We start from the raw sequence: 26588 nt of genomic DNA, 5'->3' as shown, positions 1-26588 counted from the left end.
GCTCGCAGATGGCGGGTGATCTCTCGACGATCATTGGCATGATGCCGCTCCGTCATACCGGAAAAGCCGGTATGTCAAAAAAACACCTGTAAAAACAAGGTACGAGTAGCCATGGCCAGTATCATGACCAACAGCGCCGCATTGACGGCCCTGCAGAGCCTTAACGCCACCCAGAACAACCTCTCCACCACCCAGGCCCGCATCTCGACGGGCTACCGCGTCTCCCAGGCTTCGGACAACGCCGCCTATTGGTCGATCGCCACCACGATGCGTTCCGACAACCAGGCCATGTCCACCGTTTCGGACTCGCTCGGCCTCGGCGCCTCGAAGGTCGACACCGCCTACACCGGCATGAACAGCGCGATCACCACCATCAATGCGATCCAGCAGAAGCTGACCGCGTCCTACGGTCAGACCGATGCCGCGAAGGAAAAGACCCAGGTCGAAATCGCCGCTCTGCAGCAGCAGCTGAAGGGTTACGCCGACTCCGCCACCTTCTCCGGCACCAACATGCTGTCGGTGTCCACCGCCACGGGCACGGCCGCCGACGTCAAGATCGTCTCGGCCTTCAACCGCAGCTCGACCGGCGCGGTTTCGCTCTCGACGATCGATGTCAACGTGGAAAGCATCAAGCTCTATGACTCCGGCGCCGCGCCGACCGCCAAGGGCCTTCTGGATACGGCCCGCCTCGGCACCACTGGCGCTGCAACCACCACGGCACAGAACCCGACCCTTGGTGCCGCTCCCGCTGCCGGCGATACCTATTCGGTCGCCTCGCTGAAAATCTTCTCGGGCACCACGGCCGCCAGCGACGCTCAGATCTCGCAGATGATGACCGTCGTCGACGCCGCGCTCAAGGACATGACGACCGCCGCCACCAAGCTCGGCGCCGCCAAGAGCTCCATCGACCTGCAGAAGACCTTCACGCAGAGCCTGATGGACTCCATCGACCGCGGCGTTGGCCAGCTGGTCGATGCCGACATGAACAAGGAATCGACCCGCCTCCAGGCGCTGCAGGTCCAGCAGCAGCTCGGCGTCCAGGCGCTGTCGATCGCCAACGGCTCGTCGCAGTCGATCCTGTCGCTCTTCCGCGGCTGATCGCTCTACACCGACCAACCAAGAAAACGGGCCGCGCCAAAAGCGCGGCCCGTTTTGCGTTTGCTCCAGCCCCGCGCAACCCTCGTTTCTTAACCCTCGAAAGCGAGCCTTTAACAGGCCGTTAACCATAACGCGCTAGTCATGGTTAACCAAAGCTTACAACGGATTGGCGAATCGGCCCGGTCGGGGCGACGGCAATCGACGGGCGGGCCAGCGGCTCGCGAGGGCAATGCCGGTTTTTGAGAAAGACCGGCCTGGGAAAAAGGAGCGAGTTTCTTGGCGAGCATCATGACAAACGCCGCGGCGTTGACCGCACTTCAAAGCCTCAACGCCACCAACAAATCGCTTGAGCAGACACAGTCGCGAATCTCGACGGGCTACAGGGTCTCCGAGGCCTCCGACAACGCCGCCTACTGGTCGATCGCCACGACGATGCGCTCCGACAACGCAGCCTTGTCGACGGTGCAGGACGCGCTCGGCCTCGGCGCCTCGAAAGTCGACACCGCCTATACCGGCATGAACAATGTTCTGACGTCGATCGGCCAGCTCAAGACCAAGCTGCTCTCCACCATTGGCCAGACAGCTGCCGCAAAGGCAAAGACGCAGACGGAAATCACCACGCTTCAGGCGCAGATGAAGTCCTTTGCCGATGCCGCCACCTTCTCGGGCTCGAACTACCTTTCGGTGACGTCAACGCAGGTCGCTGCCCCCAATGACGGCGTTCAGGCCGACGCCAAGATCGTCGCGTCCTTCAACCGCTCCTCCTCCGGCGCCATCTCGCTCGGAACGATCGACATCGATGTCGAGAGCACGAAACTGTTCGACAACGGTCTTGCCACCGCCGTCAAGAACCAGGGCACGCTCGACCGCCAGACGTCCGTATACGCGACAGCGGCCGCCCAGAACCTGTACGACACAGCCTATGCGGCTACGATCGCTGGCGGTGGCACGGACATCGCCGCCAACACCGCTGGCCAGACGGCCGCGGGCGCGGTGGTCCCCAGGATTGACAATGTTTCCGCCTTCAATCTCGACATCACGGCGGCGGGAGTGACCGACGACATCATCACCCAGATGATCGGCAAGATCGACAAGGTCATGAGCCAGCTGACCGACCAGGCCACCATCCTCGGCGCCGCCAAGAGCTCCATCGACCTGCAGAAGACCTTCACGCAGAGCCTGATGGACTCCATCGACCGCGGCGTCGGTCAGCTCGTCGATGCCGACATGAACAAGGAATCGACCCGCCTGCAGGCATTGCAGGTCCAGCAGCAGCTCGGCATCCAGTCGCTGTCGATCGCCAACAGCTCCTCGCAGTCGATCCTGTCGCTGTTCAAGAACGGCTAATCCGGCTGTAGCCGACAGATACCCCTCCCTCCAATTCACGGGCCGCGCCGCAAGCGCGGCCCGATTTCATTTTCGCACAAGCTTCGAGGGCTAGTGTTCCGGCGGACAATCATGCTGGGAGTCGCTCTATCGTGCCGGAACAGATCCAGAGCATCATCTCGAATCTCCGCGGTTTTGGTGTGAAGCGCCTCGCCATGCTGGCGGGCATCGCCGTTCTGGTGATGGGCGTCATCGGCATCGCCTCGGTCTACCTCAACCGCCCGGCCTACGACACGCTCTATGTCGGGCTCGACCGCTCCGACGTGAACCAGATCGGCCTGGTGCTGGGCGAGGCGGGCATCGGCTTCGATGTCGGCGCCGACGGAACCTCGGTTCTGGTGCCGGCCGGCACCACGGCACAGGCGCGCATGCTGCTTGCCGAAAAGGGTCTGCCGACCAGCGCCAATGCCGGCTACGAGCTGTTCGACAATGTCGGGGCGATGGGCCTGACCTCGTTCATGCAGCAGATCACCCGTGTGCGGGCGCTGGAAGGCGAGATTGCCCGCACCATCCAGTCCATATCAGGCATCAAGGCGGCTCGCGTCCACATCGTCATGTCCGAGCGCGCCAATTTCCGCCGCGACGAACAGCAGCCCTCGGCATCGGTGGTCATCCGCTATGCCGGCATCGACGCAGAGAAGAGCGCCCAGTCGATCCGCCACCTGGTCGCCGCCGCCGTGCCTGGCCTGTCGGCCGACAAGGTGACGGTGCTCGATTCCAACGGCAACCTGCTGGCCGCCGGCGACGATCCCTCCAACACCAGTGCGGCCCGCACGCTCGGCGTCGAGCAGACGGTCGAGGCGCAGATCGGCGACAACATCCGCCGCGCGCTGGCGCCATACCTCGGCCCTGACAATTTCCGCGCCAGCGTCAAGGCCGAGGTCAACACCGACACCCGCCAGACGGAAGAAACCATTTTCGATCCGAACTCGCGCGTCGAGCGCTCGGTGCAGTCGGTGCGCGCCAATGAGAACAGCAACCAGAAGCAGGCCTCGACCCCGGCCAGCGTCGAGCAGAACCTGCCGGAGACCCAGGCGACCAGCACCGAGGGTCCGCAAACGACCTCGGCGAACGACCGCAAGGAAGAGATCACCAATTACGAGATCAACTCCAAGAAGATCGCCACCGTCTCCAACGGCTACACCGTCACCAAGATGTCGATCGCCGTCGTCGTCAACCAGGATCGGCTGAAGGCGATCCTGGGCAAGGACGCTACCCCGGAGCAGATCGCCAAGCGCGTCGCCGAGATCCAGAAGATGGTGACGTCGGCCACCGGCCTCGACGACAAGCGTGGCGACGTCATCGACGTCTCGGCGGTCGAATTCATCGACGGGCTCGACGGCGAAGCGATCCCGCAGGCTGGAATGCTGGATTCCATCGGCCAGCACGCCGGCACGCTGATCAACGCCGGCGCTTTCATCGTCGTGGTGTTCCTGGTGGCCTTCTTCGGCTTGCGGCCGATGGCGGCCGCGCTGACGGCAAAAGCGATGCCCGCTTTGCCGGGCCCGAATTTCGATGAAGTCCAGCGGTCGCTGCCGACACCCGAGGCGGCTGCTTCCGCCGATGCGGGTGCCGCCATCGGCGCCTTGCCCGGCTCGCGGCCGGGCACCAATCCGCTCGATGATCTTCGCCAGAAGATCAGGCCGGCGCCACAGGAGCGGCTTGCCCGCATGGTCGACCTCAACGAGGAGCGCACAGCGCAGATCCTGCGCAAATGGGCGGCCCAGGAAGTCGCGGCGTAAACCATGGCCTCCGCAGCCCTTTTCGATCTTCTCCCTGATTTCGGTACGCGCGCGCCGCGTGTCAGTCAGCCCCAGGCCGCATCCGAGCACAGGCCGGAAGCATCCGCACCGCAGGCCGATATCGGCACGCTGATCGCCGAGGCGGTTGCCCAGGCAGAAGCAGCGCTGACGGAACGGCTTGTCGCCGCCCACGACGCTGCGCTGGAAGCGGAGCGCCAGGCGCATGTTGAGGAAGCGAGGGTTTTCCTCGAAAGCTTCGGCGGCGACATCGGCAAGGCGGTCTCGCTGCGCATCGACGCCATGGAGGCGCGCGTAACGGACCTTGTCACCGCCACGGTCGCACGCATCATCGGCGGTATTGTCAGCGACGATCTGCAGAAGCGCTCGCTCGAAGCGCTCGCCGGCGCGGTTCGCGAAGCCGTCGGCGATGGCGAAGCGGTGCGCATCGCCGTCCGTGGGCCACTGTCGCTGTTCGAAACGCTGAAGGCATCGCTTGGACCACGCATTGCAAATCTCGACTTCATCGAGGCACCAGGTTTCGACCTGACCGTGACCATTGACGAGGCCGTGTTCGAGACACGCATCGCCGAATGGTCGGCCACCCTTTCCGAGGTCTTGTCATGAGTGTCGCCGAGGCCGATCACGGCAGGCACGAGATCATCATCGTGCGGCGGGGTCATGACGACCACGACGAGGGCCATCACGGTGGCGTCTGGAAGATCGCCTTTGCCGATTTCATGACCGCCATGATGTGCTTCTTCCTGGTGATGTGGCTGATCAACGCCGCCAACGAACAGACCAAGGCGGCCGTCGCCAGCTACTTCAACCCGGTCAAGCTCGTCGACCGTGAGTCGAGCCGCAAGGGCCTTGAGGACCTCGGCAATGGGCCGCGCGCGGTCGGGATGACGACCGACGACCCGCAGGAGGCGACAAAAAAGTCTGGACAGGACGGCATCGGTGCGGCGGGCTCATCCAACCGCAAGCAGGACAAGCAGGAGCCGAACAAGGCTGAACAGTCGGATGAGCATCTGTTCGCCGACCCCTACGCCGTGCTCTCCGAAATCGCCACCGACACCGGCGTCATGCAGAATGTCAGCCAGAAGGGCGACGGCGGCGCGCAAAGCGCCGGGCCGGCGACGGGCGCCTCGGGCGGCGCGTCCTACAGGGATCCCTTCGAGCCGGACTTCTGGTCGCAGCAGGTGGCCACACCCGCCGCCGAGGCGAGTGCCCAGCGCCCCAAGATCGAGGGCGATCCGCTCAAACCAGGTGACAAGGCCGCCGAAACGCAGGTCGCCAAGGTCAAGGCCGTGCCGCCGGCGTCGCCCGTCAAGGAAGCCCCACTCGAGCCCCTGGCCGAGGATGGCAAGGACGCCGCCGCGACGATGGCCAAGGCCGGCGAAATCAAGGCCGGCGAAACCAAGGCCAGCGGCGCCAAGGCCGGCGATGCCAAGGCCGGTGACGCCAAGACGGGCGAGAGCAAGGCCGTGGCTGCCGCCAAGGCGGATACCGCGGCCGCCGTGCAAGAGACGACCGCGCCTGAAGCCGGGGAAAAGCAGCCGACCGCCGCTGCCGTGAAGGCCGCGGCCGACGTCAAGCGGCAGCTGGCTGAAGCGTTCAAGCCTGGCGACAAGCTGCATGACGGCGTCTCGGTCGAAGCCACCGACAAGGGTGTCGTCATCTCGATCACCGACCAGCTCGACTTCGGCATGTTCGAAGTTGGATCGGCGGTGCCGAGCCGCGAACTGGTGCTGGCGATGGAAAAGATCGGCCGCATCGTCAACAGCCAGAAGGGCACGATCAGCATCAACGGCCACACCGATGCGCGCCCCTTCCGCAGCGCCAGCTACGACAATTGGCGGCTGTCGACGGCGCGCGCGCATTCCGCCTACTACATGCTCGTGCGCGGCGGCGTCGACGAGCGCCGCATCACCGAGGTCGCCGGCTTCGCCGACCGGCAGCCGAAGGATCCGGCCGATCCGCTGTCGGCGGCCAACCGCCGCATTGAGATCCTGATGGCGACCGGCGGATGAAGCGGGCGGCCGTCACCAGCCGGCTGATGGGCCTGTTGCTGCTGGCAGCCGGATATCCGTCGGCCGGCTTCGCCCAGGACACGCTGCAGCCCTACCAGCTGGTGCGCTCGCTGCAGCTGGTCCAGGACCGCATCGCCGCCGGCGATCACGCCGCGATGCCGATGCAGGCCAAGCTGCTCGAGATGATCGATACCCGCTTGCGCGAAGCGGATGCGGAGGACTTCAAGGACCCCAAGAATTTTCGCGCACTCCTGGTCTACGGCATGAGCGGCGGCAATCCGGTGACCGTCGAGGCGGCGGTTTCCCGTGCCAAGTCCGTGGATGCCGAAGACCTCTCAATCGCCAAGGGCGTCATAAACTATCTGGTTGGCCGGCCCGCCGGTGCGATCGAAGTCCTGAGGCCAATCGATCCTATGACGCTGCCCAGCGACCTCGGCGCCTTTCTTGCCTTGGTCAAAGGATCGCTGATGGCGACGGACGACCCGGTGATGGCGCTCACGCTGCTCGACGAGGCCAAGCTGCTCAGCCCCGGCACACTGGTCGAGGAAGCGGCCCTGCGGCGTTCGGTCGGCATCGCCGTGAGCCGAGGCGATGCGGCACGGTTCGCGCGTGCCTCCACCCAATATGTCGAGCGTTACCTCTATTCGCCCTATGCCAGTCAGTTCGCCGATTCCTTCGTCTCCGGCGTCATCACCCTGCATATGTCGATCAGCCAGGACAAGCTCGCCGACATCACCTCGATGATGGATCCCGAGCGCGAGAAGGTGATCTATCTGCGCATCGCCCGCCGCGCCGCGATCGACGGCCTCAGTGAATTGTCGGCCTTTGCCTCCGCGCGGGCCGAGCAGGGCCGCGACGGCAACACCAACCAAGGCGATCCGCGCGCCGAGCTTTACTCGAGCCTGTCCACGGTGACTTCCGGTACGATCGAGGATGTGCGCACCAAGCTCGGCAAGATCGACCGCAGCAAACTGTCGGACGGTGACCGTGCCCTGCTCGACGCCGCTCAGGCGATCGCCAGTGAGGTCATGGCGCCGCCTGCTTCCCTTCCGGCCACAACTCCGGCGTCTGCACCCCTAGCGCCGCAGCCCAAATCCGAGGTCGCCGCCACGCAGGCCGCCGACGCGGCCGGATTGCCGCCCGTCGAGGGTGCCGTCTCCGAACAGCCCGCCGCCTCGCCATCCCAGCCATCCGACAGGACGGCGGCCGCGACGAGCGCGCCGCCGCCATCAGCCGATTCGGCGACGGTCCTGCCGGCATCGGCGCCGGCAGCTTCTGCCGGTCTCGACACAACCGACCCGACCGACGCCGCCATGATGAAAACCCGTCGACAGCTCGACCTGATCGACCAGATGCTTGGAGCCGCCCCGAAATGACCCCCAGTCTCGGCCCGGCCCTGCCAGGATTCACCGCCGCGCGCACGGCGAAGCAGCCGGCCGCCCCCGGCAAGAAGGATGATGCCGGTTTCGGCAAGATGGTGCATGGCCGCGCAGGCCATGCGGAAAAGCAGCCAACCACCGAGGCAGGCGGGCGCGATCCGCGCTGGAGCAAGCTTGCCGCCGGCCTGGCGGCACAGGCAGGCGAGGACGAGCCGATGCCGGCCGGCAGGGTGAGGACCGCGCCCACCGGATCGACGGCAGCGAAATCCACGAAGGACGGCAAGGGCGTTGAGGCGGACAAGGACGCCGATACCGAAAAGCCGGCGACCGACGCCGGTGCAACGCCGCTCGACGATCATCTGCCTTTGCTGATGGCGTTTCATGACCTGCGCCATTTCTCGACATCGGCCAAGTCAGCCGATGCAAGCGAGGCCGGACAGGAACCGGCGCTCGACGGGCAGCTCCTGTCGAAAGCCTATCGCGCGGCGTCCGTCGCTGGGCAAGACGACCTCGAACCTATGCCGAAGCCCGAGCGGGTCGCACTCGTCGACGGGCCGTTGAAGAAGCTCGACGGCCAATCCGGCCGCGACGCGAGCGCCGGCACTGGCGCGCCACGGCGTGACAATGCAACCGCCGCCGGCCCGCTGCCCGAGACGACAACCGCCGATGTGCCGGGCGTCGAACAGAAGCAGGCGGCGCCACAGCTGAAGTCGATCGCCGACGTCCAGTCCTCGTTGCGGTCGGAGCCAGGAAAACAGCCCTCGGCCCAGGCGCGCGTCGACGTGGTTTCCGAGCGCAGCTTCCCCGCCCCGCCGCAGGCGCCGATGAGCCAGGCAGCACTCAACGTAATCAACGCCGTAGCGGCCGATGTTGGCCCGCAGCAGGCGTTTTCGACAGCCGCCGCGACCACCCACATGGCCGGCTCTGTTGCCGTTCCGACACATGTGTTGAAGATCGAACTTCACCCGGCCGAGCTGGGCATGGTCACCGCCCATCTTCGCCTCTCGGGAGAACAACTCTCGATTGAATTGAAGCCCGAAACACACGACGCCTACCGCCGGCTTTCCAGCGACAGCGAGGCAATCGTCAAGTCGCTGCGCGGGCTGGGTTTCGAGGTTGATAAGGTCACCATCATGCAACCTTCGATAGCAGTTCCAGTTGCAACCCGGACGGATGCGACCGCCTCGCTTACCGCCGCGCCTGGCCGCGACCAATCCGCCTTTCAGCCCGGAAACTCCAGTGGCGGCAACGGTGGAGCCGGCGGCCAGCAACCGGGCCAGCAGTCCGCAAGGGGTAATCATGATGACGCGCAAGCCCGCGGCCGCGCCGCTTCGCCATCTCGCGAGCACGCTGGCGGCGATATGTTTATCTAGCCTCGCAACCAGCGCCCTCGCCGCCACCAATCCCTGCGAGCCCGAGATCCTGCGCGCCGCCGATCGCTATGGCGTGCCCGCCGGCATCCTCTATGCCGTCGGCCTGACCGAGACGGGCAAGAAGGGCAGCCTTCAGCCTAACGCCTTGAATATAGAAGGAAAAGCGATCTTTCCAAGGAGCCGGGCCGAAGCGCTTGCCACCTTCGCCAATGCCCGGCGCGAAGGCAAGACGCTGATCGATCTCGGCTGCATGCAGATCAACCACCACTATCATTCCTCGCACTTCCGCAGCGTCGAGGACATGCTCGACCCGCGCCAGAACGTCGATTATGCGGCGCGTTTCCTGGCCAGTCTCCACGCCCGCCACGAGACCTGGTCGATGGCCGTTGCCCGCTACCATGCCGGCCCCGACAACGACCCGGCGCAGAAGGTCTATGTCTGCAGGGTGATCGCCAATATGGTTGCCGCCGGTTTTGGCAAATGGACAACCAACGCCCGCGCCTTCTGCAACCCGTAAGCGTATCTTCTGCTCCTAATACGCCCGTGGCACTGCTCAGGGCTTGCCGTTTTGACTTACCCAGAACTTCCCCCCGTAAGCATATCTGGCTGCACGCTAATGCAACCGGCACGATTCCAGACTCCCAAGAAACTAGTTACAAGAAATGACGGTTGTTCAGGATTCCCGCCAACGGTTAGGCCTTTCCCCACGGGGCAAATGTGTTGATTCGGAGGCGGGGCCGATGATCGTGATCGTTGACGAGCGAGAGCTCGTAACTGAGGGATACAATTCACTTTTTGATCGCGAGGGCGTCGCCTGCGCGGGCTTCGCGCCCGGCGAATTCGGCGAGTGGGTCAACTCGGCCGCCGACACCGACCTGCGATCGGTGCGGGCCTTCCTGATCGGCGACTGCCGCGACGGCGCCATCTCTCCGCGCCAGATCCGCGACCGCACCGGCGCTCCTGTCATTGCGCTCAGCGAGCAGCATTCCCTGGAAAACACGCTGCGGTTGTTCGAGAGCGGCGTCGACGACGTCATCCGCAAGCCCGTCCACATCAGAGAGATCCTGGCCCGCATCACCGCCATCCGCCGGCGCGCTCATGAGGATGTCGCCTACACCGAGATCGGCGCCATGCGCATCTTCATGGACGGCCGCGACCCCGAGATTGACGGCCAGCCGCTGCCCCTGCCGCGCCGCGAACGCCGCATCCTCGAATATCTGGCGAGCAACCGCGGCCGGCGCGTAACCAAGACCCAGGTCTTCAACGCCATCTATGGCATCTTCGACGAAGAGGTCGAGGAGAACGTGGTGGAGAGCCACATCAGCAAACTGCGCAAGAAACTGCGCCAGAAGCTGGGCACCGACCCGATCGATTCCAAACGCTTCCTCGGCTACCGGCTCGTCTTCTGATGCCGCGCCGCGCCAGCCTCGCGCAAGACAGGACGCGTAGCCTCGCCGCCAGTGGCATGGATATTGCGGAGACATCTCGATGAGCCTCTACGGAATGATGCGGACCGGCGTTTCCGGCATGAACGCCCAGGCCAACCGCCTGTCGACAACCGCCGACAACATCGCGAATTCCGATACCACCGGCTACAAGCGGTCCTCGGCCGAATTCTCGACCCTGATCATGCCGTCGACGGGCGGCGCCTATAATTCCGGCGGCGTCACCACGACGATCCGGCAGGCAGTGAGCGATCCGGGCGTGCTGCAGTACACGACCTCTGTCTCCGACCTTGCCGTCAGCGGCGATGGTTTCTTCGTCGTCCAGGATCCGAGCGGCACGCCTTTCCTGACCCGCGCCGGCGCCTTCGTTCCCGACGCACAGGGCAGGCTGGTCAACGCGGCCGGTTTCCAACTGATGGCCTACAGCTACGCCAATGGCACGCCGGCGGCGACGGTGAATGGCTTCGAGGGTCTGCAGCCGGTCGTCATCTCCGACCAGGGCCTAACCGCGACGCCGAGCACCCTGGGTACTTACAGCGGCAATCTGCCGGCAGGTGCCACGCCGGTCGTCGCAGCCAACCTGCCAGGTGCCAACGCCGCCACCGCGCAGTACACCTCGAAATCGTCGATGGTCGCCTATGACAACCTCGGCAACAAGAAGCTGCTCGACGTCTATTTCACCAACACCGGTACCGGCACCTGGCAGGTCGCGGTTTTCGATCAGTCGAAGGCGACGCCGGGAACATCATTCCCCTACACCGGCGGCGCGCTCGGCACGGCCAACCTGACCTTCGACACCACGACCGGCAAGCTCACTGGCGCGACCACCAGCGTTTCATTCACCGTGCCGGGCGGCGCGAGCCTCAATCTCGATCTGTCGAAGCTGACGCAGCTCGGCACCGGCTTCACGGTTTCCGACGCCCAGGTCAACGGCAACGCGCCCAGCACCATCGACAAGGTCCAGATCAGCAAGGACGGCACCATCTACGCCCAGTACAAGGATGGTTCCACCAAGCCGCTCTATAAAATTCCACTGGCCGACGTGCAAAGCCCGGACCAACTCAAGGCCCTGCCCGGCAACGTCTATGCGCAAGGCACCGACTCCGGCGCGATCCGTGTCGGCTTTGCCAATGAGGGCAAGGCCGGTTCGATCATCTCCGGCGCGCTCGAGAATTCCAACGTCGATATCGCCGAGGAATTGACCGACATGATCGCGGCGCAGCGCAGCTACACCGCCAATTCGAAAGTCTTCCAGACCGGTTCCGACCTGATGGACGTCCTTGTCAACCTGAAGAGATAAACCGGGCGCGGCCCGTGAAAGACCAGCATGTCGTTATCTTCCGCATTGAGCATCGCCCAATCTGCGCTTATGAGTACCGCGCGTCAGACCAGCGTTGTCACGCGCAACGTCTCGGACGCCTCCAATCCGGACTATGCGCGCCGCATCGCCGTCGTCACCAGCACGGCGCCCGGCGCGCGTTCGGTTGATATCCAGCGCGTCGCCAACGACCTGCTCTTCCGGCAGAATCTCGGTGCCTTGTCGGCCTATAGCGGCCAGAACGCGCTCTACAGCGGCATGGATCAGCTGGACGTTTCGGTCAATGGCGTCGACAATGCCTCCTCGCCCTCGACGGCAATCGCCAATCTGCAGCAGGCGCTGCAGCTCTACGCCACCTCGCCGTCCAACCAGAATCTCGGCTCGAGCGTCATCGACGCGGCCAAGCAGGTCGTGCGCTCCCTGAATGAAGGCTCCAAGGCCATTCAGGATTTCCGCACCCAGACCGACGGCCAGATCGACACGGCGGTCAAGGACCTCAACGCGCTGCTCGGCCAGTTCCAGGACGCCAACCAGGCGGTCATTTCCGGAACCCGTTCGGGCACCGATGTTTCCGATGCGCTCGACCAGCGCGACGCGCTGCTCAAGAAGATCGCGGACTATGTTCCGATATCGACCTTCACGCGCGGCGACAACGACATGGTCATCACCACGGGTGACGGCACCACGCTGTTCGAGACGATACCGCGCACGGTAAGCTTCACGCCGGCGGCCGGCTATGCCGCCGGCGTCCCCGGCAACACCATCTATATCGACAATGTGCCGGTCTCGGCGGGAAGCGGCGGCAACACCACCGCCAGCGGCAAGCTCGCCGGCCTGCTGCAGTTGCGCGACGGCGTCGCCTCGACCATGCAGAGCCAGCTCGACGAGACCGCGCGCGGCCTGATCACGGCCTTTGCCGAAACCGCGCCCTCGATGCCCAACGCCGCCGGCCTGTTCACCTGGTCCGGCGCGCCGGCGGTGCCGGCCGCGGGCACGCTGGTCAACGGACTGGCCGGCACGATCAGCATCAATGCCGCGATGGATCCGAGCGCCGGCGGCAATCCGACATTGCTGCGCGACGGCGGCGCCAACGGCGCGGCCTACGTCGCCAACACCACCGGCGGCCCGTCCTATTCCAGCCTACTGATTGCCTATGGCGACCGGCTCGACAAGCCGATGACGTTCGACCCCGCCGCTGGCATTTCGGCAACATCAAGCGTTTCCGACTACGCTGCCAATTCGATCGGCTGGCTGCAGGGCATGCGCCAGCAGGCTTCGACCGCAGCCGACGCGAAGGAAGCGCTGGCACAGCGCAGCTCCGAGGCGCTATCCAATGCGACCGGCGTCAATGTCGACCAGGAAATGTCGCTGATGCTCGACCTCGAACATACCTATCAGGCATCGGCCCGGATGATGAAGACCGTCGACGACATGATGACGGCCCTGTTGAACGCGGTGGGATAATCCATGACTTCAGTCTCTTCGGCCGCCCTCACCAACGCCATGCGCTATCAGCAGATGCGCATGCAGGCCGACCTCGTCAAAGCCACGAAAGAATCCTCGACCGGCAGGGTCGCCGATGTCGGCCTGGCACTGGGCGGACGCACCGCTCAGTCCGTCACTTTCTCGCGCGACCTCGACCGGCTGAACGTGATCGTCGATTCCAACGGGCTGGTCACCGCAAGGCTTGCGTCGACGCAGACGTCCCTCGCCCAGCTCTCCGGCGTGGCGCAGACCTTCCTGTCCGCCCTGACCACCGCGTCGTCCGGCGACAACTCCAACAGCCTGACCCAGTCGACCGGCCAGACGACCCTCCAGCAGCTGACCTCGATCCTCAACACCAGCATCAACGGCGAATATTTGTTTGCCGGCACCAACACCGACGTCAAGCCGATCAACGATTTCACGGCCGCCGGCTCACCGGCCAAGGCCGCCTTCGACGCCTCCTTCGTCGCCAAATTCGGCTTCACGCCCAACGATCCGGCCGCGGCCAACATCACCGCCGCCCAGATGGACGATTTCATCACCAACGACGTTGCGCCGCAGTTCCTCGGCGCCGGCTGGCAGACCAACATGTCTAACGCCACCGACCAGCAGATCGTCAGCCGCATCGCGCTCAACGAAACCACCGAGACCTCGACCAGCGCCAACAGCGACGGCATCAGGAAGCTCGCCATGGCCGCGGCAATGGTCTCCAGCCTGATGTCCACCAACATCAGCCGGGCGGCGAAGGACAGCATCGTCACCCACTCGCAGACACTGGTCGGCGAAGCGCTGAGCGGCATTGCCCAGGTCCAGTCGGAGACCGGCATCGTGCAGAAGCGCGTCTCCGATGCCAGCGACCGCATGAAGACGCAGATCGATCTGTTCGAACGCCATATCCTCGATCTCGAAGCCGTCGACCCGGCCACGGCCGCCACCAGAGTCGCGGATCTGACACAGCATATCGAGACGTCCTTCGCCCTGACAGCGCGCCTGCAGCAGCTCAGCCTGTTGAATTACCTGACCTGACAACTTCCAGCGGAACGGTAGAGCCGACGATGTACCAATTCTCCTACGCCGACGTCCAAAGCACCTCCGTCTCGGACGCAAAGGACCGTGAGCGCGAACTCCTGACCCGCTCGATCGACATGCTGTCGGCGGCCGCCACGGCCGGCCAGGATTCGATGGAGGCGATCGAGGCGCTGAATTTCACCAACCGCGTGTGGACAATCTTCGTCGAGGATCTTGGCTCCAGCGACAATGCGCTTCCCAAGGAATTGCGTGCCAACCTGATTTCCATCGGCCTTTGGTTGCTGCGCGAGGCGGAGGACATCCGCCAGGGCCGCACCAACAATTTCGAAGGGCTGATCGAAGTGTCCCAGATCATCCGCGACGGCATTCAATGACCAACACACTGAAGATATCGCTGAAGCCCAACGAGAAGATCTACATCAACGGGGCGGTCATCCGCGTCGACCGCAAGGTCACCATCGAACTGATGAACGACGTGCAGTTCCTGCTCGAAGGTCATGTGATCCAGGCCGACCAGGCATCGACGCCGCTCAGGCAGCTTTATTTCATCGTGCAGGTCATGCTGATCAACCCGGCCGGCGCCGATGACGCCCGCGAGATGTTCCGCCGCTCGCTGCCGTTGCTCATCGCAAGTTTCGAGGATGCCGAGATCTGCGGCGCACTGAAGCAGATCGACCGTATGGTCGGCGAGGATCATATTTACGAGGCATTGAAGGCGATCCGTTCGCTCTATCCTCTCGAACGCCGCGCGCTTGGCGGCAATGACGATGTTCCGGGCGCACCGCGCCCGCTGGCCGTGGGAGCAAGCTACTGATGACCGTGGACATGACGACGACGATACCGGTTGGCGCCAATTCGACCACCAAGTCGACCTCCAAGACGGCGGTCGACTACCAGTCCTTCCTGAAGCTTCTGATCGCCGAGATGAAGAACCAGGATCCGACCAAGCCGATGGATTCGACGCAGTACGTCGCCCAGCTCGCCACCTTCTCGCAGGTCGAGCAATCCGTGCAGTCCAACACCAAGCTCGACCAGATCATGCAGTCCTCCGCACTGTCGCAGGCCGATGCGATCATCGGCCGCTCGATCACCTCGGCCGACGGCAAGACCACCGGAATAGTGGCTTCGGTGACGCTCGCCAGCAGCGGACTGATCGCGGTGCTGCAAGATGGCACCAAGGTCCCCGTCGGCCCAGGCGTGTCGGTCAAGCCGGCAAGCTAGGCCAGCCGCCCGCATGAACGAAGCCGACGCCCTCGACATCGTCCAGTACGCGGTGTGGACGGTGCTGACCGCGTCCGCTCCGGTGGTGCTGGTCGCCATGGCGGTCGGCATCGGCATCGCCCTCATCCAGGCGCTGACGCAGATCCAGGAAATCACCCTGACCTTCGTGCCGAAGATCGTCGCCATCATGCTGGTGGTGGCGCTCACCGGCCCGTTCATTGGCGGCCAGATATCGGCCTTCACCAACGTCATCTTCCAGCGCATCCAGAACGGGTTCTGAAGAAAGTCGCGGAAAACCGCTTCAGAACGTAATGGCTCGAAAAGCCGGCGCCGGCTATCGGCCGATTTCACCGCGGGCATGCAAGGCGTGCTGCGCGAAGGCGACCCCGGCCCTCGCAGCAAAGCTGGCCTTCCTCTATCCTCTTGTTGGACCATGATCTTGCGCGCATGACGTTCGCCCTTTGCGGCGCGATGCCATAGTTTCGGCAAACGATGCGGAGAAACCGCAAGGATCAGCACGTTCTGGCAGGAACCCATCCATGATTGACGAGAAACCGGATAGCGAAGGCGTTTCGGCGCTGGCGCCGTTCCGGCATGGCATTTTCCGCGCCGTCTGGTCGGCAAGTCTCGTTTCAAATTTCGGTGGCCTGATCCAGGGCGTCGGCGCCGCCTGGATGATGACCACGATCGCCACCTCGCCCTATCAGGTCGCCCTGGTCCAGGCCTCGACGACCTTGCCGATCATGCTGTTCGCGCTTGTCGCCGGCGCCATCGCCGACAGCTTCGACCGGCGCAAGGTGATGCTGGTGGCGCAGACCTTCATGCTGGTCGTTTCGGTGCTTCTGACCGTGTTCACCTGGTATGGCCTGATCACGCCCTGGACGCTGCTTGCCTTCACCTTCCTGATCGACAGCGGCACGGCGCTCAACAGCCCGTCCTGGCAGGCGTCCGTCGGCGACATGGTCCCCCGCAACAAGGTGCCCGCGGCCGTTGCGCTGAACTCCATGGGCTTCAACCTGACACGCAGCGTCGGTCCGGCAATCGGCGGCATCATCGTCGCGGCCGCCGGCGCCGCGGCCGCCTTCGCGGCGAACGCGGTGAGCTATATCGGCCTCATCATCGTGATGGCCCGCTGGAAGCCGGATGTGCCGGTGTCGACCTTGCCGCGCGAGTCGCTGGGTGCGGCCATGGGGGCCGGCCTGCGCTATGTCGCCATGTCCCCCAATATCGGCAAGGTGCTGGTCAGGGGCGCGGCCTTCGGCTTCTCAGCCGGCGCCGTCCTGGCGCTCTTGCCGCTCGTCGCGCGCGACGTCGTCAAGGGCGATGCCTTGACCTACGGCATCATGCTGGGCTCCTTCGGCATCGGCGCCGTCGGCGGCGCGCTGATCAGCGTGCGGCTGCGGCAGTTGCTTTCCAGCGAGACGATGGTGCGCTGTGCCTTTGCCGGCTTCGCCGTCTGCGCCTTCAATGCCGCGCTCAGCCATCATGCCTGGCAGACCTCGCTCGGCCTGCTGGTTGGCGGCGCCTGCTGGGTGATCGCGCTCTCGCACTTCAACGTCACCGTGCAGATGGCGACGCCGCGCTGGGTGGTTGGCCGGGTGCTGTCGGTCTACCAGACCGCGACCTTCGGCGGCATCGCGCTGGGCAGCTGGATCTGGGGCGTCGTCGCCGATGCGCATGGCGCCGAGACGGCGCTGATCGCCGCCGCCATCGCCATGCTGGCCGGCGGCGCCATCGGCCTCGTGCTGCCGCTGCCGCAGCAGCAGGTGCTGAACCTCGACCCGCTCAACCGCTTCAAGGAGCCGCATCTGGCGCTCGACCTGAAGCCGCGCAGCGGTCCCATTGCCATCATGATCGAATACATCATCCGGCACGAGGACGAGGCGGAGTTCCTTGCCACCATGGCCGAACGCGGCCGCATCCGCCGCCGCGACGGCGCCCGCAACTGGACACTGGCGCGCGATCTCGAAAACCCCTCGATATGGATCGAGCACTACCACACGCCGACCTGGCTCGAATATGTGCGCCACAACGGCCGCATCACCCATGCCGACGCCATGGTCGGCGAGCGCCTGCGGGCGCTGCACAGCGGCGACGAGCCGCCGCGCGTGCGTCGCGTCATCGAGCGTCCGACCACCGCCGGCACAGCATTGGTGATGGCCAGGGGGCCGATCGAGCACTGATCCCGGGTAGCTGGTATCAGTCGATCAGCCGGCCGACTGGATCATGTAGAGCTTGCGCGTGGTCTCGCGGATGCGCCATTCGCCCTTCCATCCCTGCGGCAGCACGAGCAGGTCGCCTGGTCCCAGTTCGCGCGCCTCGCCGTCGGCGCGGCTCACCTCGACCCGCCCCGAAATGATATGGCATATCTCCGACGAAGCCGAGCGGTCGGCGGTGAAGCGGCCGGGCGTGCATTCCCAGATGCCGATGTCGACGCTCCCGTCCGGCGATTGGAAAAGCGAGCGCACGGCCTCGACCTGGTCCCCCTCGATGGAGGTGGGCTTGGGTGAGAACGCGCCGATGTCGGCCTTGGCGAGATCGTGGAAGGTCGAAAGGTCGATCAAACTGGTCTCCATCAGTCAGTGGCCGGTAATGCCGTCGGCGAGCGCGGCCAGTTTCGACGTATGCGCAAGCCCAGCGGCCTCGCGCCCATCGGCGATGCGATAAAGCTGGTACATCGAATGCACGCCAAGCCAGCGGAACGGCTCCGGCTCCCATGGCCTGACCTTGCGGTTGACCCAGGGCAGCTTCGTAAGCTCGGTATCCTGGCCGAGGATCAGGTCGGCCAGCGTACGCCCCGAAAGATTGGAGCTCGACACGCCAAGCCCGACATAGCCGCCGGCCCAGCCGATGCGGGTCGCGGGATCGAGCCCGACGGTCGTGCACCAGTCGCGCGGCACGCCGAGCACGCCGCACCAGGCGTGCTCGATGCGGCAGTTCGCCGTCTGCGGCAGCAGCGTCGTCAGGATCTGATGCAACTGGTCGATCGTGGCCTGCTGCGTCTGCCCATTGACGTCGGTCCGCGAGCCGTAGCGATAGGGCACGCCGCGCCCGCCCATGGTGATGCGCCCCTCGCGCGTGCGCTGGGCATAGCAATAGGCGTGGGCGGCGTTGCCGAGAAGCTCGTGACCCTCCCAGCCGATCTGGCGCCAAAGCTCCTCGGACAGCGGCTCGGTGACGATCTGCGCGCTGTTGAGCGCCAGCCAGGTCCGTTCCTCGCCGGGAATGCCTGATGTAAACCCCTCCGTCGCGCGGATGATGGTTTCCGCCCGCACCGTGCCGCGGTTCGTCGTCACGCGGCCCTCGGCGATGGCCGTCACCGTCGTCTGTTCGTAGATCGGCACGCCCAGGCGCTCGACGGCGGCGGCAAGCCCGCGCACCAGCTTGGCCGGCTGCACCCGCGCCTGGCCGTGGACGACGAAGCCGCCCATGACATTGCGGATGTTGATGCGCGCCCGCGTCGCCGCTTGATCCAGCATTTCGACGCGGGTCGGATCGACATCCCAGGCGCGGATCGTTTCGCACTCCTCGCGCGCGCGTTCGAGCTGCGCCAGGTTGGTGGCCACCGTCAGATTATCGACCCGGCGGATATCGGCATCGATGCCTTCCGCGCTCGCCACCCGGATCACCTCGTCGACGCAGCCAGCCATGGCCGCCTGCATGGCGCTGACACCTTGCCGGGTCGAGGTCTTGAGATATTTTTCGCGCGACCAGGAGAAGCCGCCCGACAGCCAGCCGCCATTGCGGCCCGAAGCGCCGAAACCGGCAAATTCGCGTTCGATCAGCGCGATGCGCAGCGAGGGCCTCGCCTTCTTCAGATAATAGGCGGTCCACAGGCCGGTATAGCCGGCGCCGACGATGGCGATATCGGCCTCGATATCGCCAGGCAAGGGCGGCCGGGGCGCGGGAACCCCTCCCAGATCCGCATACCAGAACGATATGTCGCCGTTGCGCTTGGCTTGCATGGGATGACTTTCGAATTGATTGGATCAGGTCAGCGTCGCATCGGCCGAGCTGTCATCGGCCAGAAGCTTGGCGTCGGCACCGTCGAAGCAGAGCTCCACCTTGTCGCCAAGGCCGAAACTGTCGCCGGTCAGCGGTGTGCGCACGATCGCCATGGAGCCGTCGGCGAGCCTGACTTCGTATTTCGATCCCGAGCCGAGATAGATGGCTTCCGCGATCGTCCCCGGCAGCCGGTTGGAGGTGCCCGCCGCGTCCTGACCGGGCCGGCGGATGGCGAGCTTTTCGGGGCGCAGCAGCATGACCGGGCTGGCTTCGCCCGCGATCCGGCGCGGCGCAGTCACCGTCTCGCCGGCAATACGCAGCGCCGTGCTCACGCCGTCGCTGCGCGCCTCTCCGCGCAGCACCGTGGAGTCGCCGATGAAGCGGCCGACGAACAGCGTCGTCGGCTCATCGTAGAGCTCGCGGCCGGTGCCGACCTGCTCGATGCGCCCGCGATTGAACACGGCGATGCGGTCCGACAGGACCAGCGCCTCTTCCTGGTCGTGCGTCACATAGACGAAGGTCGTGCCGAGCTCGCGATGGATGCGCTTGATCTCGAGCTGAAGCCATTCGCGCAGCTTCTTGTCGAGCGCGCCGAGCGGCTCGTCCATCAGCAACAGTGGCGGATCGAAGACGATGGCGCGGGCCAGCGCCACGCGCTGCTGCTGACCGCCTGACAGCTCACTGGGATAGCGATGCGCGAAGTCGCCCATCTTGACCATATCGAGCGCCCTGGCCACGCGCGCCTTTCGCTCTGCCTGATCGACGCCACGCAGCGTCAGCGGATAGGCGACGTTGCGGCCGACGCTCATATGCGGGAACAGCGCGTAGTGCTGGAAGACGACGCCGATATTGCGCTTGTGCGCCGGCACGCCGACGACGTTCCTGCCGCCGACCAGCAGCTTGCCGCTCGTCAGGTCGGTGAAGCCGGCCACGACATTCAGCGTCGTGGTCTTGCCGGAACCGCTCGGGCCGAGCAGCGTCATGAACTCGCCGGGCTCGATGCGTAGCGACACGCCGTCCAGCGCCTTGAAGCCGCCATAGGCCTTGCTGATCGATTCGAGATCGATCGCCGCGCCCTTGCTCTCCTGTCCCGGCTTCATTGGGATCCTTTCCGCTCGCGGCCAAGAAGAAGCATGCCGCCGCCGATCAGGATCGTGGTGGCGAAAAGCAAGATGGTGCCGACGGCGGCAACGGTCGGGTCGGCGTCGCGGGTGATGGAAGAGAATATCTGCACGGGCAAGGTCTTGAGATAGGGGTTGGTGATGAACAGCGACACGACGATCTCGTCGAAGGAGGTGGCGAAGGCGAAGAGCAGGCCGGACAGGATGCCGGGCAGGATCAGCGGCAAGGTCACCGTGCGGAACGCGGTCAGCGCTCCCGCGCCGAGACTCGCCGCCGCCGTCTCGAGGCGCCTGTCGAACACTTCGAGGCTGGCCGAGACCGCGATCAGCACGAAGGGAAGCGCAAGGATGGTGTGGGCCAGCACAAAGCCGGTCAGCGTGCCGACGAGATGGGCGTCGAGATAGACCGCGTAGATTCCGATGGCCAGCACAACGCCGGGGACCACCATGGGCGTCAGCATGAGCATGCGCAGGAGGTTGGCCGGCCGCGCTTTCATGCGGTCGAGGCCGAAGGCGGCAAGCGTCCCGAGCACTGTCGCCAGCACCGCCACGATCGAGGCGACCTTCACCGAGTTCAGGAAGCTCGACATCCAGTCCGGATTGGTGACGAAGTTCAGGTACCATTGCCAGGAGAAGCCCTGCGGCGGGAAGGCGAGCGACTTGTTCTCATTGAACGACATCGGCACCACGACCAGCGTCGGCGCGACAAGCCATATCGCCACCAGCAGGCAGACGAGGCCGAGGATGACGCGTGTGAGCGGCTTCATTTCCATCAGCGCCGCCCCGCTTCCCGATAGCGAGAGCGCATCACCGGGGCCGCCAGCGCCAGGAGCACGAAGGTGGTGACCAAAAGCACCACGCCCATGGCACCGCCGCGGCCCCATTGCAAAAGGCTCAGCACCTGGGTCTGCACCAGGGTCGACAGCATGGTCGAGCGCGGGCCGCCGAGCAGTGCCGGCGTGATGTAGAAGCCCAGCGCCAGGATGAAGACGATGATCGCGCCGGCATAGACGCCCGGCAGCGACAGCGGCAGGTACACCGTGAAGAACGCGCGCGAAGGCCGGGCGCCCAGGCTTTGCGCCGCCCGCATCAGCCTGAGGTCGATACCTTTCATCACCGAGTAGAGCGGCAGGATCATGAAGGGCAGCAGCACCTGCGCCATGCCGATGACCACGCCAATCTGGGTGCGGATCAGACGGATGCCATCGAACCCGGCCGCGCGCAGCAGCGAATTGATGACACCTGAATCCTGCAGCAGAATCACCCATGAGAGCGTGCGTACGACCCCGCTCACCCAGAACGGGATCAGTACGCAAAGCACCAGGACAAGCCGCACGCGCGGCCCGACGGCGGTCATCAGATAGGCATAGGGATATGCGCAGACCACACAGACGACCGTAACCCACGCCGAGATGACAAAGGTGCGCTGGAGCACCGTGAGATTGACGGGCGCGCCGAAGAACCAGAGGTAATTCTGCACGCCCCATTGCGGTTCCGAGAGGCTGCGCACCATGATGGTGAGCAGCGGATAGCCGATGACGGCTGCCAGCAGGATCAGCGCCGGCAGCGTGAGCGCGAACGGCCGCGATACCCAACCCCGTTTCGCGACGGAAGGCGTTGTCGGTTCGAGCGCGCTCACGGGCTTTGCCTCCGTCAGCCGGTCAGTTGCCGGCCATCAGCGCCGACCACTTTTCCTGCGCCACCGCGAAGTTCGGAACCCAGAACTTGAAGTTCTGCTTGTAGCCCTGCTTCTGGCGTTCCGGCGTGTTGGTCAGGAAGGCGGAGACGGAAGCGTCGACCTTGGGCTGGGCATCGCTGTTGATCGGCGTGTAGGAGGTCTGCTCCGCCAGGACCTCCTGTGCGTGCTTGCCGAGATAGGCATTGAGCAGCGCGTAGGATGCATCCGTATCCTTGACGCCGACCGGGATCGTCATCTGGTCCATCACCACCAGCCAATCCTGCCAGGCCGGCGCGTATTTGGCGCCGTTCTTGACCGCGGTCATGGCGCGGCCCGTCCACATCATCAGCATGTCGGCCTCGCCGGATTCGGCGAGTTGCTGCGATTCAGCGCCCGTTTTCCAGAAGATGGTATCGGGGCCGAGCTTGCGGACCACATCGATGGCCTTGTCGATATCGGCCACCGTCATCGCCTTCGGATCGCCGCCGGCAACCTTGAACGCCTGTTCCAGCAAGCCGCCCGTCGGGCTGCCGGAGCCGTCGATTCCGCGCACGCCCGGGAACTTTGCCGTATCGAAGAAGTCGGCCCAGCTCTTGGGCGGGTTATCCTTGTACTTCTCCTTGTTGTACATCAGCACGACGCCGTAGTTCATCGCCGGCACCGAACATTCGCCAACCTGGCCTTCCGGGATTTTCGAGACGTCGAGCTTCGTCAGATCCAGCTTCTGGAACAGCTTGCCGCAATAGACGTAAGGCGGCAGGTCGTCGGTATCGACAACGTCCCAGGTGACATTGCCGGACTCGACCTGCGCCTGCAGCTTGGCGATCTCGGTCGGACCGTCATTGAGCAACTTGACGCCGGACTTGTCGACGAACTCCTTCAGCGCCGCGGCCTGGCCGTCCTGGTAGATGCCGCCATAGGAGACGAACGTCAGGGTCTTGCCCTTCAGCGACCCCTCCTTGACTTCGCCCGCCACCGGCTTCTCCTGCGCGAACGCTGCGGTTGCCAGCACGCCAAGCGCCATCACGGCGCTGAGATACAAAGCTTTCGTTTTCTGCATGATTGTCATTCTCCCATTGATGCCCGCATTGGATTGGAGCTACCTGGCCGCGAGCGGTTTCCAGGCCGTGTATTGATCGAGCTCGGCGCGCACCGAGGTCGGCGGCGCGATGATCCACATCACTTCGGCTCGGCCGCTGCCGATGTTCTCCGAGCGATGCGGCGTCGAAGTCGTGTATTCGATGCTGTCGCCCTCCTCGAGGACGTGACGGGCGTCGCCGAGCGAGACCTCGACGACCCCGCGCAGCACGACGAGCATCTCGTGCGCGTCGCCATGGGTGTAGCGATCGGGCCCGGTCGAGCCGCCAATGTCGAATTCCCCGACATAGACCTCCATGTCGCTCAGCGGCGGGCGCGACAGTAGCATCTTGCGGCAGCCGTCGCTGGGCGGCAGGCTCGGCCGCTCGCTTCGTCTCAGAACGCCATGGTTTTGCGCCGTGCTTTCCTCGAACAGCATGGCGACGCTGACGCCGAGCGCCGAAGCCATCTGGTTGAGCGAGGCGGTGCTGGCCCCTGTCAGGCCGCGTTCGAGCTGGCTGATGAAACTGGCGCTCGTCCCGGTTGCTTCCGCAAGCTCGCGCAGGGACAGCCTGCGGGCGAGGCGAAGGCTTTTGAGGCGCATGCCCAGCACTTGGTGGGCGTGCGTCGCGACCGGTGTCTCGCCCGTTTTCGACGAAGCTTTGTCCGACCCCTTGCTCATGCCGTCTCCTCACCGCACTTAACAAGATGTACAGTACCACTGTACAACTGACAAGCCATGTATGGGCGCCAGAACAGGGCCAGTCGCTGGGCCAGGCTGCAAGTCGGAAGGGTCACGAGAGCAAGCCGCGCCGCCGATTGACAAGGGGGCGCGTAGGGAGAAGCCTTATCCTTCGCCCGACAGGTCCCGGCGCGCCTTTTCGAGTTCCTCGGCATAGCGCCGCATCAGATGGCCCTCGGTCAGCAGACCGAGCACGATGTGGTCGGTGAAATCCTCGACGACGGCCAGTTCCTCGGCGCCGGCGCGCTGAAACGTCTCGGCGGCGGCCTGCACGTTCATGCTGGGCACCAGGACGGCATCCTTGTACTGCGCGAGATCGCGCACCGGCGCCTCGCCGCCGGCGGGATCGCTGTGCAGTTCGGCCACGATCAGCACGCCGACATACTGGTCGCCCGGGTCGACGGCGATGACGCGCTGCGCCGAACCCAGCGGGATCTGCTTGCGGAAGTCGGCCAGCGTCGTCGCGGCATCGATGGTCTTGATGTCCTTGCGCATCATCGAGCCGACGGTCAGGCTGCGCATCCAGCCGACATCGTGGGCGCTGCGGATCGTCTCGCCGCGCAGATGGAAGCGCCATGTCGAGAACGAATAGCCGAAGGTTTCGCGCACCAGGATCGCCGCCATGATCGAGGCGGCCAGCACGACGCCGGTGAGCGTCAGGTCGCGGGTCGATTCCAGCGCCAGGAAGGTCATCGTCAGCGGACCGCCGACGACACCGACGGCAAGCGAGGTCATGCCGACGACGGCGGCAACCGAAGGGTCGATGCCGGTCGCCGGCGAGACCAGCGCCATCACACCGGCGAATGCCTTGCCAAGCAGCGCACCGAGGAACAGCGAGGCGAAGAACAGGCCGCCGCGAAAGCCCGAGCCCAGCGAGATGGCTGACGCCGCCAATTTCAGCACGAAGACGCTGGCCACCACGGTCAGCCCATAGTTCATCGCGAATTCGCGGTGCAGCGCGCCATGGCCGCTGGACAGGACCTGCGGCGTGATCAGCCCCAGCAGGCCGACGATGACACCGCCGACGACGGGACGCAGCGAGGCATCGACCGACAGCCTGTTGAAACCGCGCTCGATCAGCGTCACCAGCTGCATGATGGCGATCGAGGCCGCGCCGCCCAGCAGCCCGAGCAGCAGGAACGGCACATACTGGCTGGGGGTCAGTTGCGGCAGCCCAGAAAGCTCAAGCGGAAACGGCACGCCGCCGAACATTTCCGCGGTCAGCGAGGCCGAGATCGCGGCCGTCATGACAGGCGCGACATTGGCGACCGAGTAGATGCCGATGACCAGTTCGAAGCCATAGAAGGCCCCGGTCAGCGGCGCGTCGAAGGCGGCGGCGATGGCCCCGGCCGCACCGCAGCCGACGAGGATGCGGACATCATTGCGGCGCAGCCTGAAGATGCGCGCCAGCCGCGACGCCAGGCCGGAGCCGACCTGCGTGTAGCCGGCTTCCAGGCCGACCGAAGCGCCGAAGCCGCTGGAGATCATCGTCTGGCCGGCGATGATGAAGGTGTCGGTCAGCGACATGCGACCGCCATAGAGCGCGTTGGCCTCGATCGGATCGACGGGTGTGCGGAATTTCCGCAGCCGCAGCCATATCACCGTCAGGCCGAGCAGGGCGCCGCCGACCGGCGGGATCAGCGCCTGCATGGGATTGGCGAGCGAGAACATGCCCGAAAGCCGGCCGCCGGGCTGAACGCCGAACAACAACCCGTGCAGATCCTGCACGATCTGGCTCATCGCGGTGACCAGTATACCCGCCATGATGCCGACGGCGCCCGCCAGCATGACCACTGCGATGCCGCGCGCCTCGAGCAGCGGAATTGACCTCAGAAGCACCGCACGCAGCCGGCGGGCGTAGACTTGTGGCTGGTTTCTGGAAAGCACCGGGCGGCTCGCCGATATCAAAAGGGACGTGGAAGGCTGATACGCCTAGGGATACCGCATGGCAACCGCGATGCCGGCTCCCCGAATGCCAGGATCGCTTTCGAACAGTCTGGAGGCTTCCTTTGATCAACCCGGAGCCAAAAAGGCATAAGTGAATTGGGCATCTGAAATCGGACACCGGATTCGCGGCAAAGGCCCTCCTCCCCCTCGCCTGCGAAATCGACGCAAGGCCTGAAAAGTGGTATTTTGGCCCGTCTCTATTTCCCTCCAGGAGGAGAACATGATTGCGCGGGGATTGTTTTCATTGGCTGCTTGCACGATTTTTTTGAGCTCGTCTGCAATGAGCCATTCAGACATAGACATGCCAGTTAAGTTGAGTATTTCATACCCAATGTCTCCTTTTGCGGGAGGCAATACGGAAAAACGGAGCCGGCCTGCAGAAGAACTTCTTCGGACCGCACAGCAGGATGTCTGCTGTCCTGGCGGTTATCCTTGGTACCGTAATTCAACGAACACGTGTTACGGCAGCTATGAAGATTGCCACGATACCGATGGCGGAGGTTGGTCCTGCA

25 protein-coding genes are annotated in these 26588 nt (G+C 64.8%); 17 read left to right on the top strand and 8 right to left on the bottom strand.

Going from position 1 to position 26588, the window contains the following annotated elements; translation table 11 throughout:
• Positions 1-111: 111 nt before the first annotated feature.
• From FJV83_RS21425 to FJV83_RS21345, 17 genes are all read left to right on the top strand, one after another.
• Entirely contained in the window at positions 112-1098 is a 987-nt protein-coding gene (locus FJV83_RS21425) for a flagellin (protein WP_032931520.1), read from the top strand.
• Between the two features lie 276 nt (positions 1099-1374).
• Positions 1375-2445, top strand: a complete 1071-nt coding sequence (locus FJV83_RS21420; RefSeq protein WP_095772663.1) for a flagellin — start codon at positions 1375-1377, stop codon at positions 2443-2445.
• Positions 2446-2576: 131 nt separating this feature from the next.
• Positions 2577-4226 (top strand): flagellar basal-body MS-ring/collar protein FliF, encoded by a 1650-nt coding sequence (fliF, locus tag FJV83_RS21415; RefSeq protein ID WP_142875551.1) that lies wholly within the window; start codon positions 2577-2579, stop codon positions 4224-4226.
• Positions 4227-4229: 3 nt separating this feature from the next.
• A complete protein-coding gene (locus tag FJV83_RS21410) occupies positions 4230-4850 on the top strand; it encodes a hypothetical protein (RefSeq protein WP_142884472.1) in 621 nt (206 codons plus the stop codon).
• Complete coding sequence (locus FJV83_RS21405) at positions 4847-6256, top strand: MotB family protein (RefSeq protein ID WP_142884473.1); 1410 nt, start codon at positions 4847-4849, stop codon at positions 6254-6256. The genes FJV83_RS21410 and FJV83_RS21405 overlap by 4 nt, the downstream gene beginning before the upstream one ends.
• Positions 6253-7632: a chemotaxis protein MotC gene (locus tag FJV83_RS21400; protein ID WP_142884474.1), complete on the top strand. Its 1380-nt coding sequence runs from the start codon at positions 6253-6255 to the stop codon at positions 7630-7632. The genes FJV83_RS21405 and FJV83_RS21400 overlap by 4 nt, the downstream gene beginning before the upstream one ends.
• A complete protein-coding gene (locus tag FJV83_RS21395; RefSeq protein WP_142884475.1) occupies positions 7629-9008 on the top strand; it encodes a flagellar hook-length control protein FliK in 1380 nt (459 codons plus the stop codon). Before FJV83_RS21400 ends, FJV83_RS21395 begins: the two co-directional genes overlap by 4 nt.
• Positions 8938-9525 (top strand): transglycosylase SLT domain-containing protein, encoded by a 588-nt coding sequence (locus FJV83_RS21390; RefSeq protein ID WP_179301078.1) that lies wholly within the window; start codon positions 8938-8940, stop codon positions 9523-9525. The genes FJV83_RS21395 and FJV83_RS21390 overlap by 71 nt, the downstream gene beginning before the upstream one ends.
• A 223-nt stretch (positions 9526-9748) precedes the next feature.
• On the top strand, positions 9749-10417 hold the full coding sequence (locus FJV83_RS21385) for a response regulator transcription factor (protein WP_142884613.1): 669 nt from the start codon (positions 9749-9751) through the stop codon (positions 10415-10417).
• Positions 10418-10496: 79 nt separating this feature from the next.
• Positions 10497-11753, top strand: coding sequence for a flagellar hook protein FlgE (locus FJV83_RS21380; protein WP_095772657.1), 1257 nt, complete (start codon positions 10497-10499; stop codon positions 11751-11753).
• A gap of 27 nt (positions 11754-11780) precedes the next feature.
• Positions 11781-13235: a flagellar hook-associated protein FlgK gene (gene flgK, locus FJV83_RS21375; RefSeq protein WP_095772656.1), complete on the top strand. Its 1455-nt coding sequence runs from the start codon at positions 11781-11783 to the stop codon at positions 13233-13235.
• 3 nt (positions 13236-13238) lie between these two features.
• Positions 13239-14282, top strand: coding sequence for a flagellar hook-associated family protein (locus tag FJV83_RS21370; RefSeq protein ID WP_142884476.1), 1044 nt, complete (start codon positions 13239-13241; stop codon positions 14280-14282).
• Positions 14283-14311: 29 nt separating this feature from the next.
• Positions 14312-14659, top strand: coding sequence for a flagellar biosynthesis regulator FlaF (gene flaF / locus FJV83_RS21365; RefSeq protein WP_019860973.1), 348 nt, complete (start codon positions 14312-14314; stop codon positions 14657-14659).
• Positions 14656-15099 (top strand): flagellar biosynthesis repressor FlbT, encoded by a 444-nt coding sequence (gene flbT / locus FJV83_RS21360; RefSeq protein ID WP_095786950.1) that lies wholly within the window; start codon positions 14656-14658, stop codon positions 15097-15099. Before flaF ends, flbT begins: the two co-directional genes overlap by 4 nt.
• The gene (gene flgD, locus FJV83_RS21355; RefSeq protein ID WP_095772653.1) at positions 15099-15506 is read left to right on the top strand and encodes a flagellar hook assembly protein FlgD; all 408 of its coding nucleotides are present in this window, start codon (positions 15099-15101) and stop codon (positions 15504-15506) included. Before flbT ends, flgD begins: the two co-directional genes overlap by 1 nt.
• A 13-nt stretch (positions 15507-15519) precedes the next feature.
• Positions 15520-15786: a flagellar biosynthesis protein FliQ gene (gene fliQ, locus FJV83_RS21350; protein WP_010911298.1), complete on the top strand. Its 267-nt coding sequence runs from the start codon at positions 15520-15522 to the stop codon at positions 15784-15786.
• A 259-nt stretch (positions 15787-16045) separates the two neighbouring features.
• Positions 16046-17689 carry an MFS transporter gene (locus FJV83_RS21345; protein ID WP_142884477.1) on the top strand — a complete coding sequence of 548 codons (1644 nt, stop codon included), beginning with the start codon at positions 16046-16048 and terminating at the stop codon, positions 17687-17689.
• A 24-nt stretch (positions 17690-17713) separates the two neighbouring features.
• Here the strand turns inward: FJV83_RS21345 and FJV83_RS21340 are convergent, their stop codons facing one another.
• The 8 genes from FJV83_RS21340 to FJV83_RS21305 form a co-directional block, all read right to left on the bottom strand.
• Positions 17714-18082, bottom strand: coding sequence for a cupin domain-containing protein (locus tag FJV83_RS21340; RefSeq protein ID WP_095786952.1), 369 nt, complete (start codon positions 18080-18082; stop codon positions 17714-17716).
• 3 nt (positions 18083-18085) lie between these two features.
• On the bottom strand, positions 18086-19471 hold the full coding sequence (locus FJV83_RS21335) for an FAD-binding oxidoreductase (RefSeq protein WP_095772650.1): 1386 nt from the start codon (positions 19469-19471) through the stop codon (positions 18086-18088).
• Between the two features lie 24 nt (positions 19472-19495).
• A complete protein-coding gene (locus FJV83_RS21330) occupies positions 19496-20611 on the bottom strand; it encodes an ABC transporter ATP-binding protein (protein WP_095792688.1) in 1116 nt (371 codons plus the stop codon).
• Entirely contained in the window at positions 20608-21405 is a 798-nt protein-coding gene (locus FJV83_RS21325) for an ABC transporter permease (RefSeq protein ID WP_095792687.1), read from the bottom strand. The genes FJV83_RS21330 and FJV83_RS21325 overlap by 4 nt, the downstream gene beginning before the upstream one ends.
• Positions 21405-22271, bottom strand: coding sequence for an ABC transporter permease (locus FJV83_RS21320; RefSeq protein ID WP_142884478.1), 867 nt, complete (start codon positions 22269-22271; stop codon positions 21405-21407). The genes FJV83_RS21325 and FJV83_RS21320 overlap by 1 nt, the downstream gene beginning before the upstream one ends.
• A gap of 22 nt (positions 22272-22293) precedes the next feature.
• Positions 22294-23370, bottom strand: a complete 1077-nt coding sequence (locus FJV83_RS21315) for a PotD/PotF family extracellular solute-binding protein (protein ID WP_095792737.1) — start codon at positions 23368-23370, stop codon at positions 22294-22296.
• 39 nt (positions 23371-23409) lie between these two features.
• Positions 23410-24069 carry an XRE family transcriptional regulator gene (locus tag FJV83_RS21310; protein WP_142875558.1) on the bottom strand — a complete coding sequence of 220 codons (660 nt, stop codon included), beginning with the start codon at positions 24067-24069 and terminating at the stop codon, positions 23410-23412.
• Positions 24070-24234: 165 nt separating this feature from the next.
• Positions 24235-26016, bottom strand: coding sequence for a chloride channel protein (locus FJV83_RS21305; RefSeq protein ID WP_142884479.1), 1782 nt, complete (start codon positions 26014-26016; stop codon positions 24235-24237).
• Positions 26017-26588: the final 572 nt, after the last annotated feature.

The sequence above is a fragment of the Mesorhizobium sp. WSM4307 genome, assembly GCF_007003945.1.
GTDB lineage: Bacteria > Pseudomonadota > Alphaproteobacteria > Rhizobiales > Rhizobiaceae > Mesorhizobium.
Note: the sequence above shows the minus strand (reverse complement) of the source record. Positions and strands in the feature narration are given on the sequence as shown.

What these genes read in the sequence shown, in the direction of transcription:
- FJV83_RS21425 (WP_032931520.1), top strand. Translation starts at nt 112, where the DNA reads ATGGCCAGTATCATGACCAACAGCGCCGCATTGACGGCCCTGCAGAGC.
- FJV83_RS21410 (WP_142884472.1), top strand. Translation starts at nt 4,230, where the DNA reads ATGGCCTCCGCAGCCCTTTTCGATCTTCTCCCTGATTTCGGTACGCGC.
- FJV83_RS21405 (WP_142884473.1), top strand. Translation starts at nt 4,847, where the DNA reads ATGAGTGTCGCCGAGGCCGATCACGGCAGGCACGAGATCATCATCGTG.
- FJV83_RS21400 (WP_142884474.1), top strand. Translation starts at nt 6,253, where the DNA reads ATGAAGCGGGCGGCCGTCACCAGCCGGCTGATGGGCCTGTTGCTGCTG.
- FJV83_RS21395 (WP_142884475.1), top strand. Translation starts at nt 7,629, where the DNA reads ATGACCCCCAGTCTCGGCCCGGCCCTGCCAGGATTCACCGCCGCGCGC.
- FJV83_RS21390 (WP_179301078.1), top strand. Translation starts at nt 8,938, where the DNA reads ATGACGCGCAAGCCCGCGGCCGCGCCGCTTCGCCATCTCGCGAGCACG.
- FJV83_RS21385 (WP_142884613.1), top strand. Translation starts at nt 9,749, where the DNA reads ATGATCGTGATCGTTGACGAGCGAGAGCTCGTAACTGAGGGATACAAT.
- FJV83_RS21380 (WP_095772657.1), top strand. Translation starts at nt 10,497, where the DNA reads ATGAGCCTCTACGGAATGATGCGGACCGGCGTTTCCGGCATGAACGCC.
- flgK (WP_095772656.1), top strand. Translation starts at nt 11,781, where the DNA reads ATGTCGTTATCTTCCGCATTGAGCATCGCCCAATCTGCGCTTATGAGT.
- FJV83_RS21370 (WP_142884476.1), top strand. Translation starts at nt 13,239, where the DNA reads ATGACTTCAGTCTCTTCGGCCGCCCTCACCAACGCCATGCGCTATCAG.
- flaF (WP_019860973.1), top strand. Translation starts at nt 14,312, where the DNA reads ATGTACCAATTCTCCTACGCCGACGTCCAAAGCACCTCCGTCTCGGAC.
- flbT (WP_095786950.1), top strand. Translation starts at nt 14,656, where the DNA reads ATGACCAACACACTGAAGATATCGCTGAAGCCCAACGAGAAGATCTAC.
- flgD (WP_095772653.1), top strand. Translation starts at nt 15,099, where the DNA reads ATGACCGTGGACATGACGACGACGATACCGGTTGGCGCCAATTCGACC.
- fliQ (WP_010911298.1), top strand. Translation starts at nt 15,520, where the DNA reads ATGAACGAAGCCGACGCCCTCGACATCGTCCAGTACGCGGTGTGGACG.
- FJV83_RS21345 (WP_142884477.1), top strand. Translation starts at nt 16,046, where the DNA reads ATGATTGACGAGAAACCGGATAGCGAAGGCGTTTCGGCGCTGGCGCCG.
- FJV83_RS21340 (WP_095786952.1), bottom strand. Translation starts at nt 18,082, where the DNA reads ATGGAGACCAGTTTGATCGACCTTTCGACCTTCCACGATCTCGCCAAG.
- FJV83_RS21335 (WP_095772650.1), bottom strand. Translation starts at nt 19,471, where the DNA reads ATGCAAGCCAAGCGCAACGGCGACATATCGTTCTGGTATGCGGATCTG.
- FJV83_RS21330 (WP_095792688.1), bottom strand. Translation starts at nt 20,611, where the DNA reads ATGAAGCCGGGACAGGAGAGCAAGGGCGCGGCGATCGATCTCGAATCG.
- FJV83_RS21325 (WP_095792687.1), bottom strand. Translation starts at nt 21,405, where the DNA reads ATGGAAATGAAGCCGCTCACACGCGTCATCCTCGGCCTCGTCTGCCTG.
- FJV83_RS21315 (WP_095792737.1), bottom strand. Translation starts at nt 23,370, where the DNA reads ATGCAGAAAACGAAAGCTTTGTATCTCAGCGCCGTGATGGCGCTTGGC.
- FJV83_RS21310 (WP_142875558.1), bottom strand. Translation starts at nt 24,069, where the DNA reads ATGAGCAAGGGGTCGGACAAAGCTTCGTCGAAAACGGGCGAGACACCG.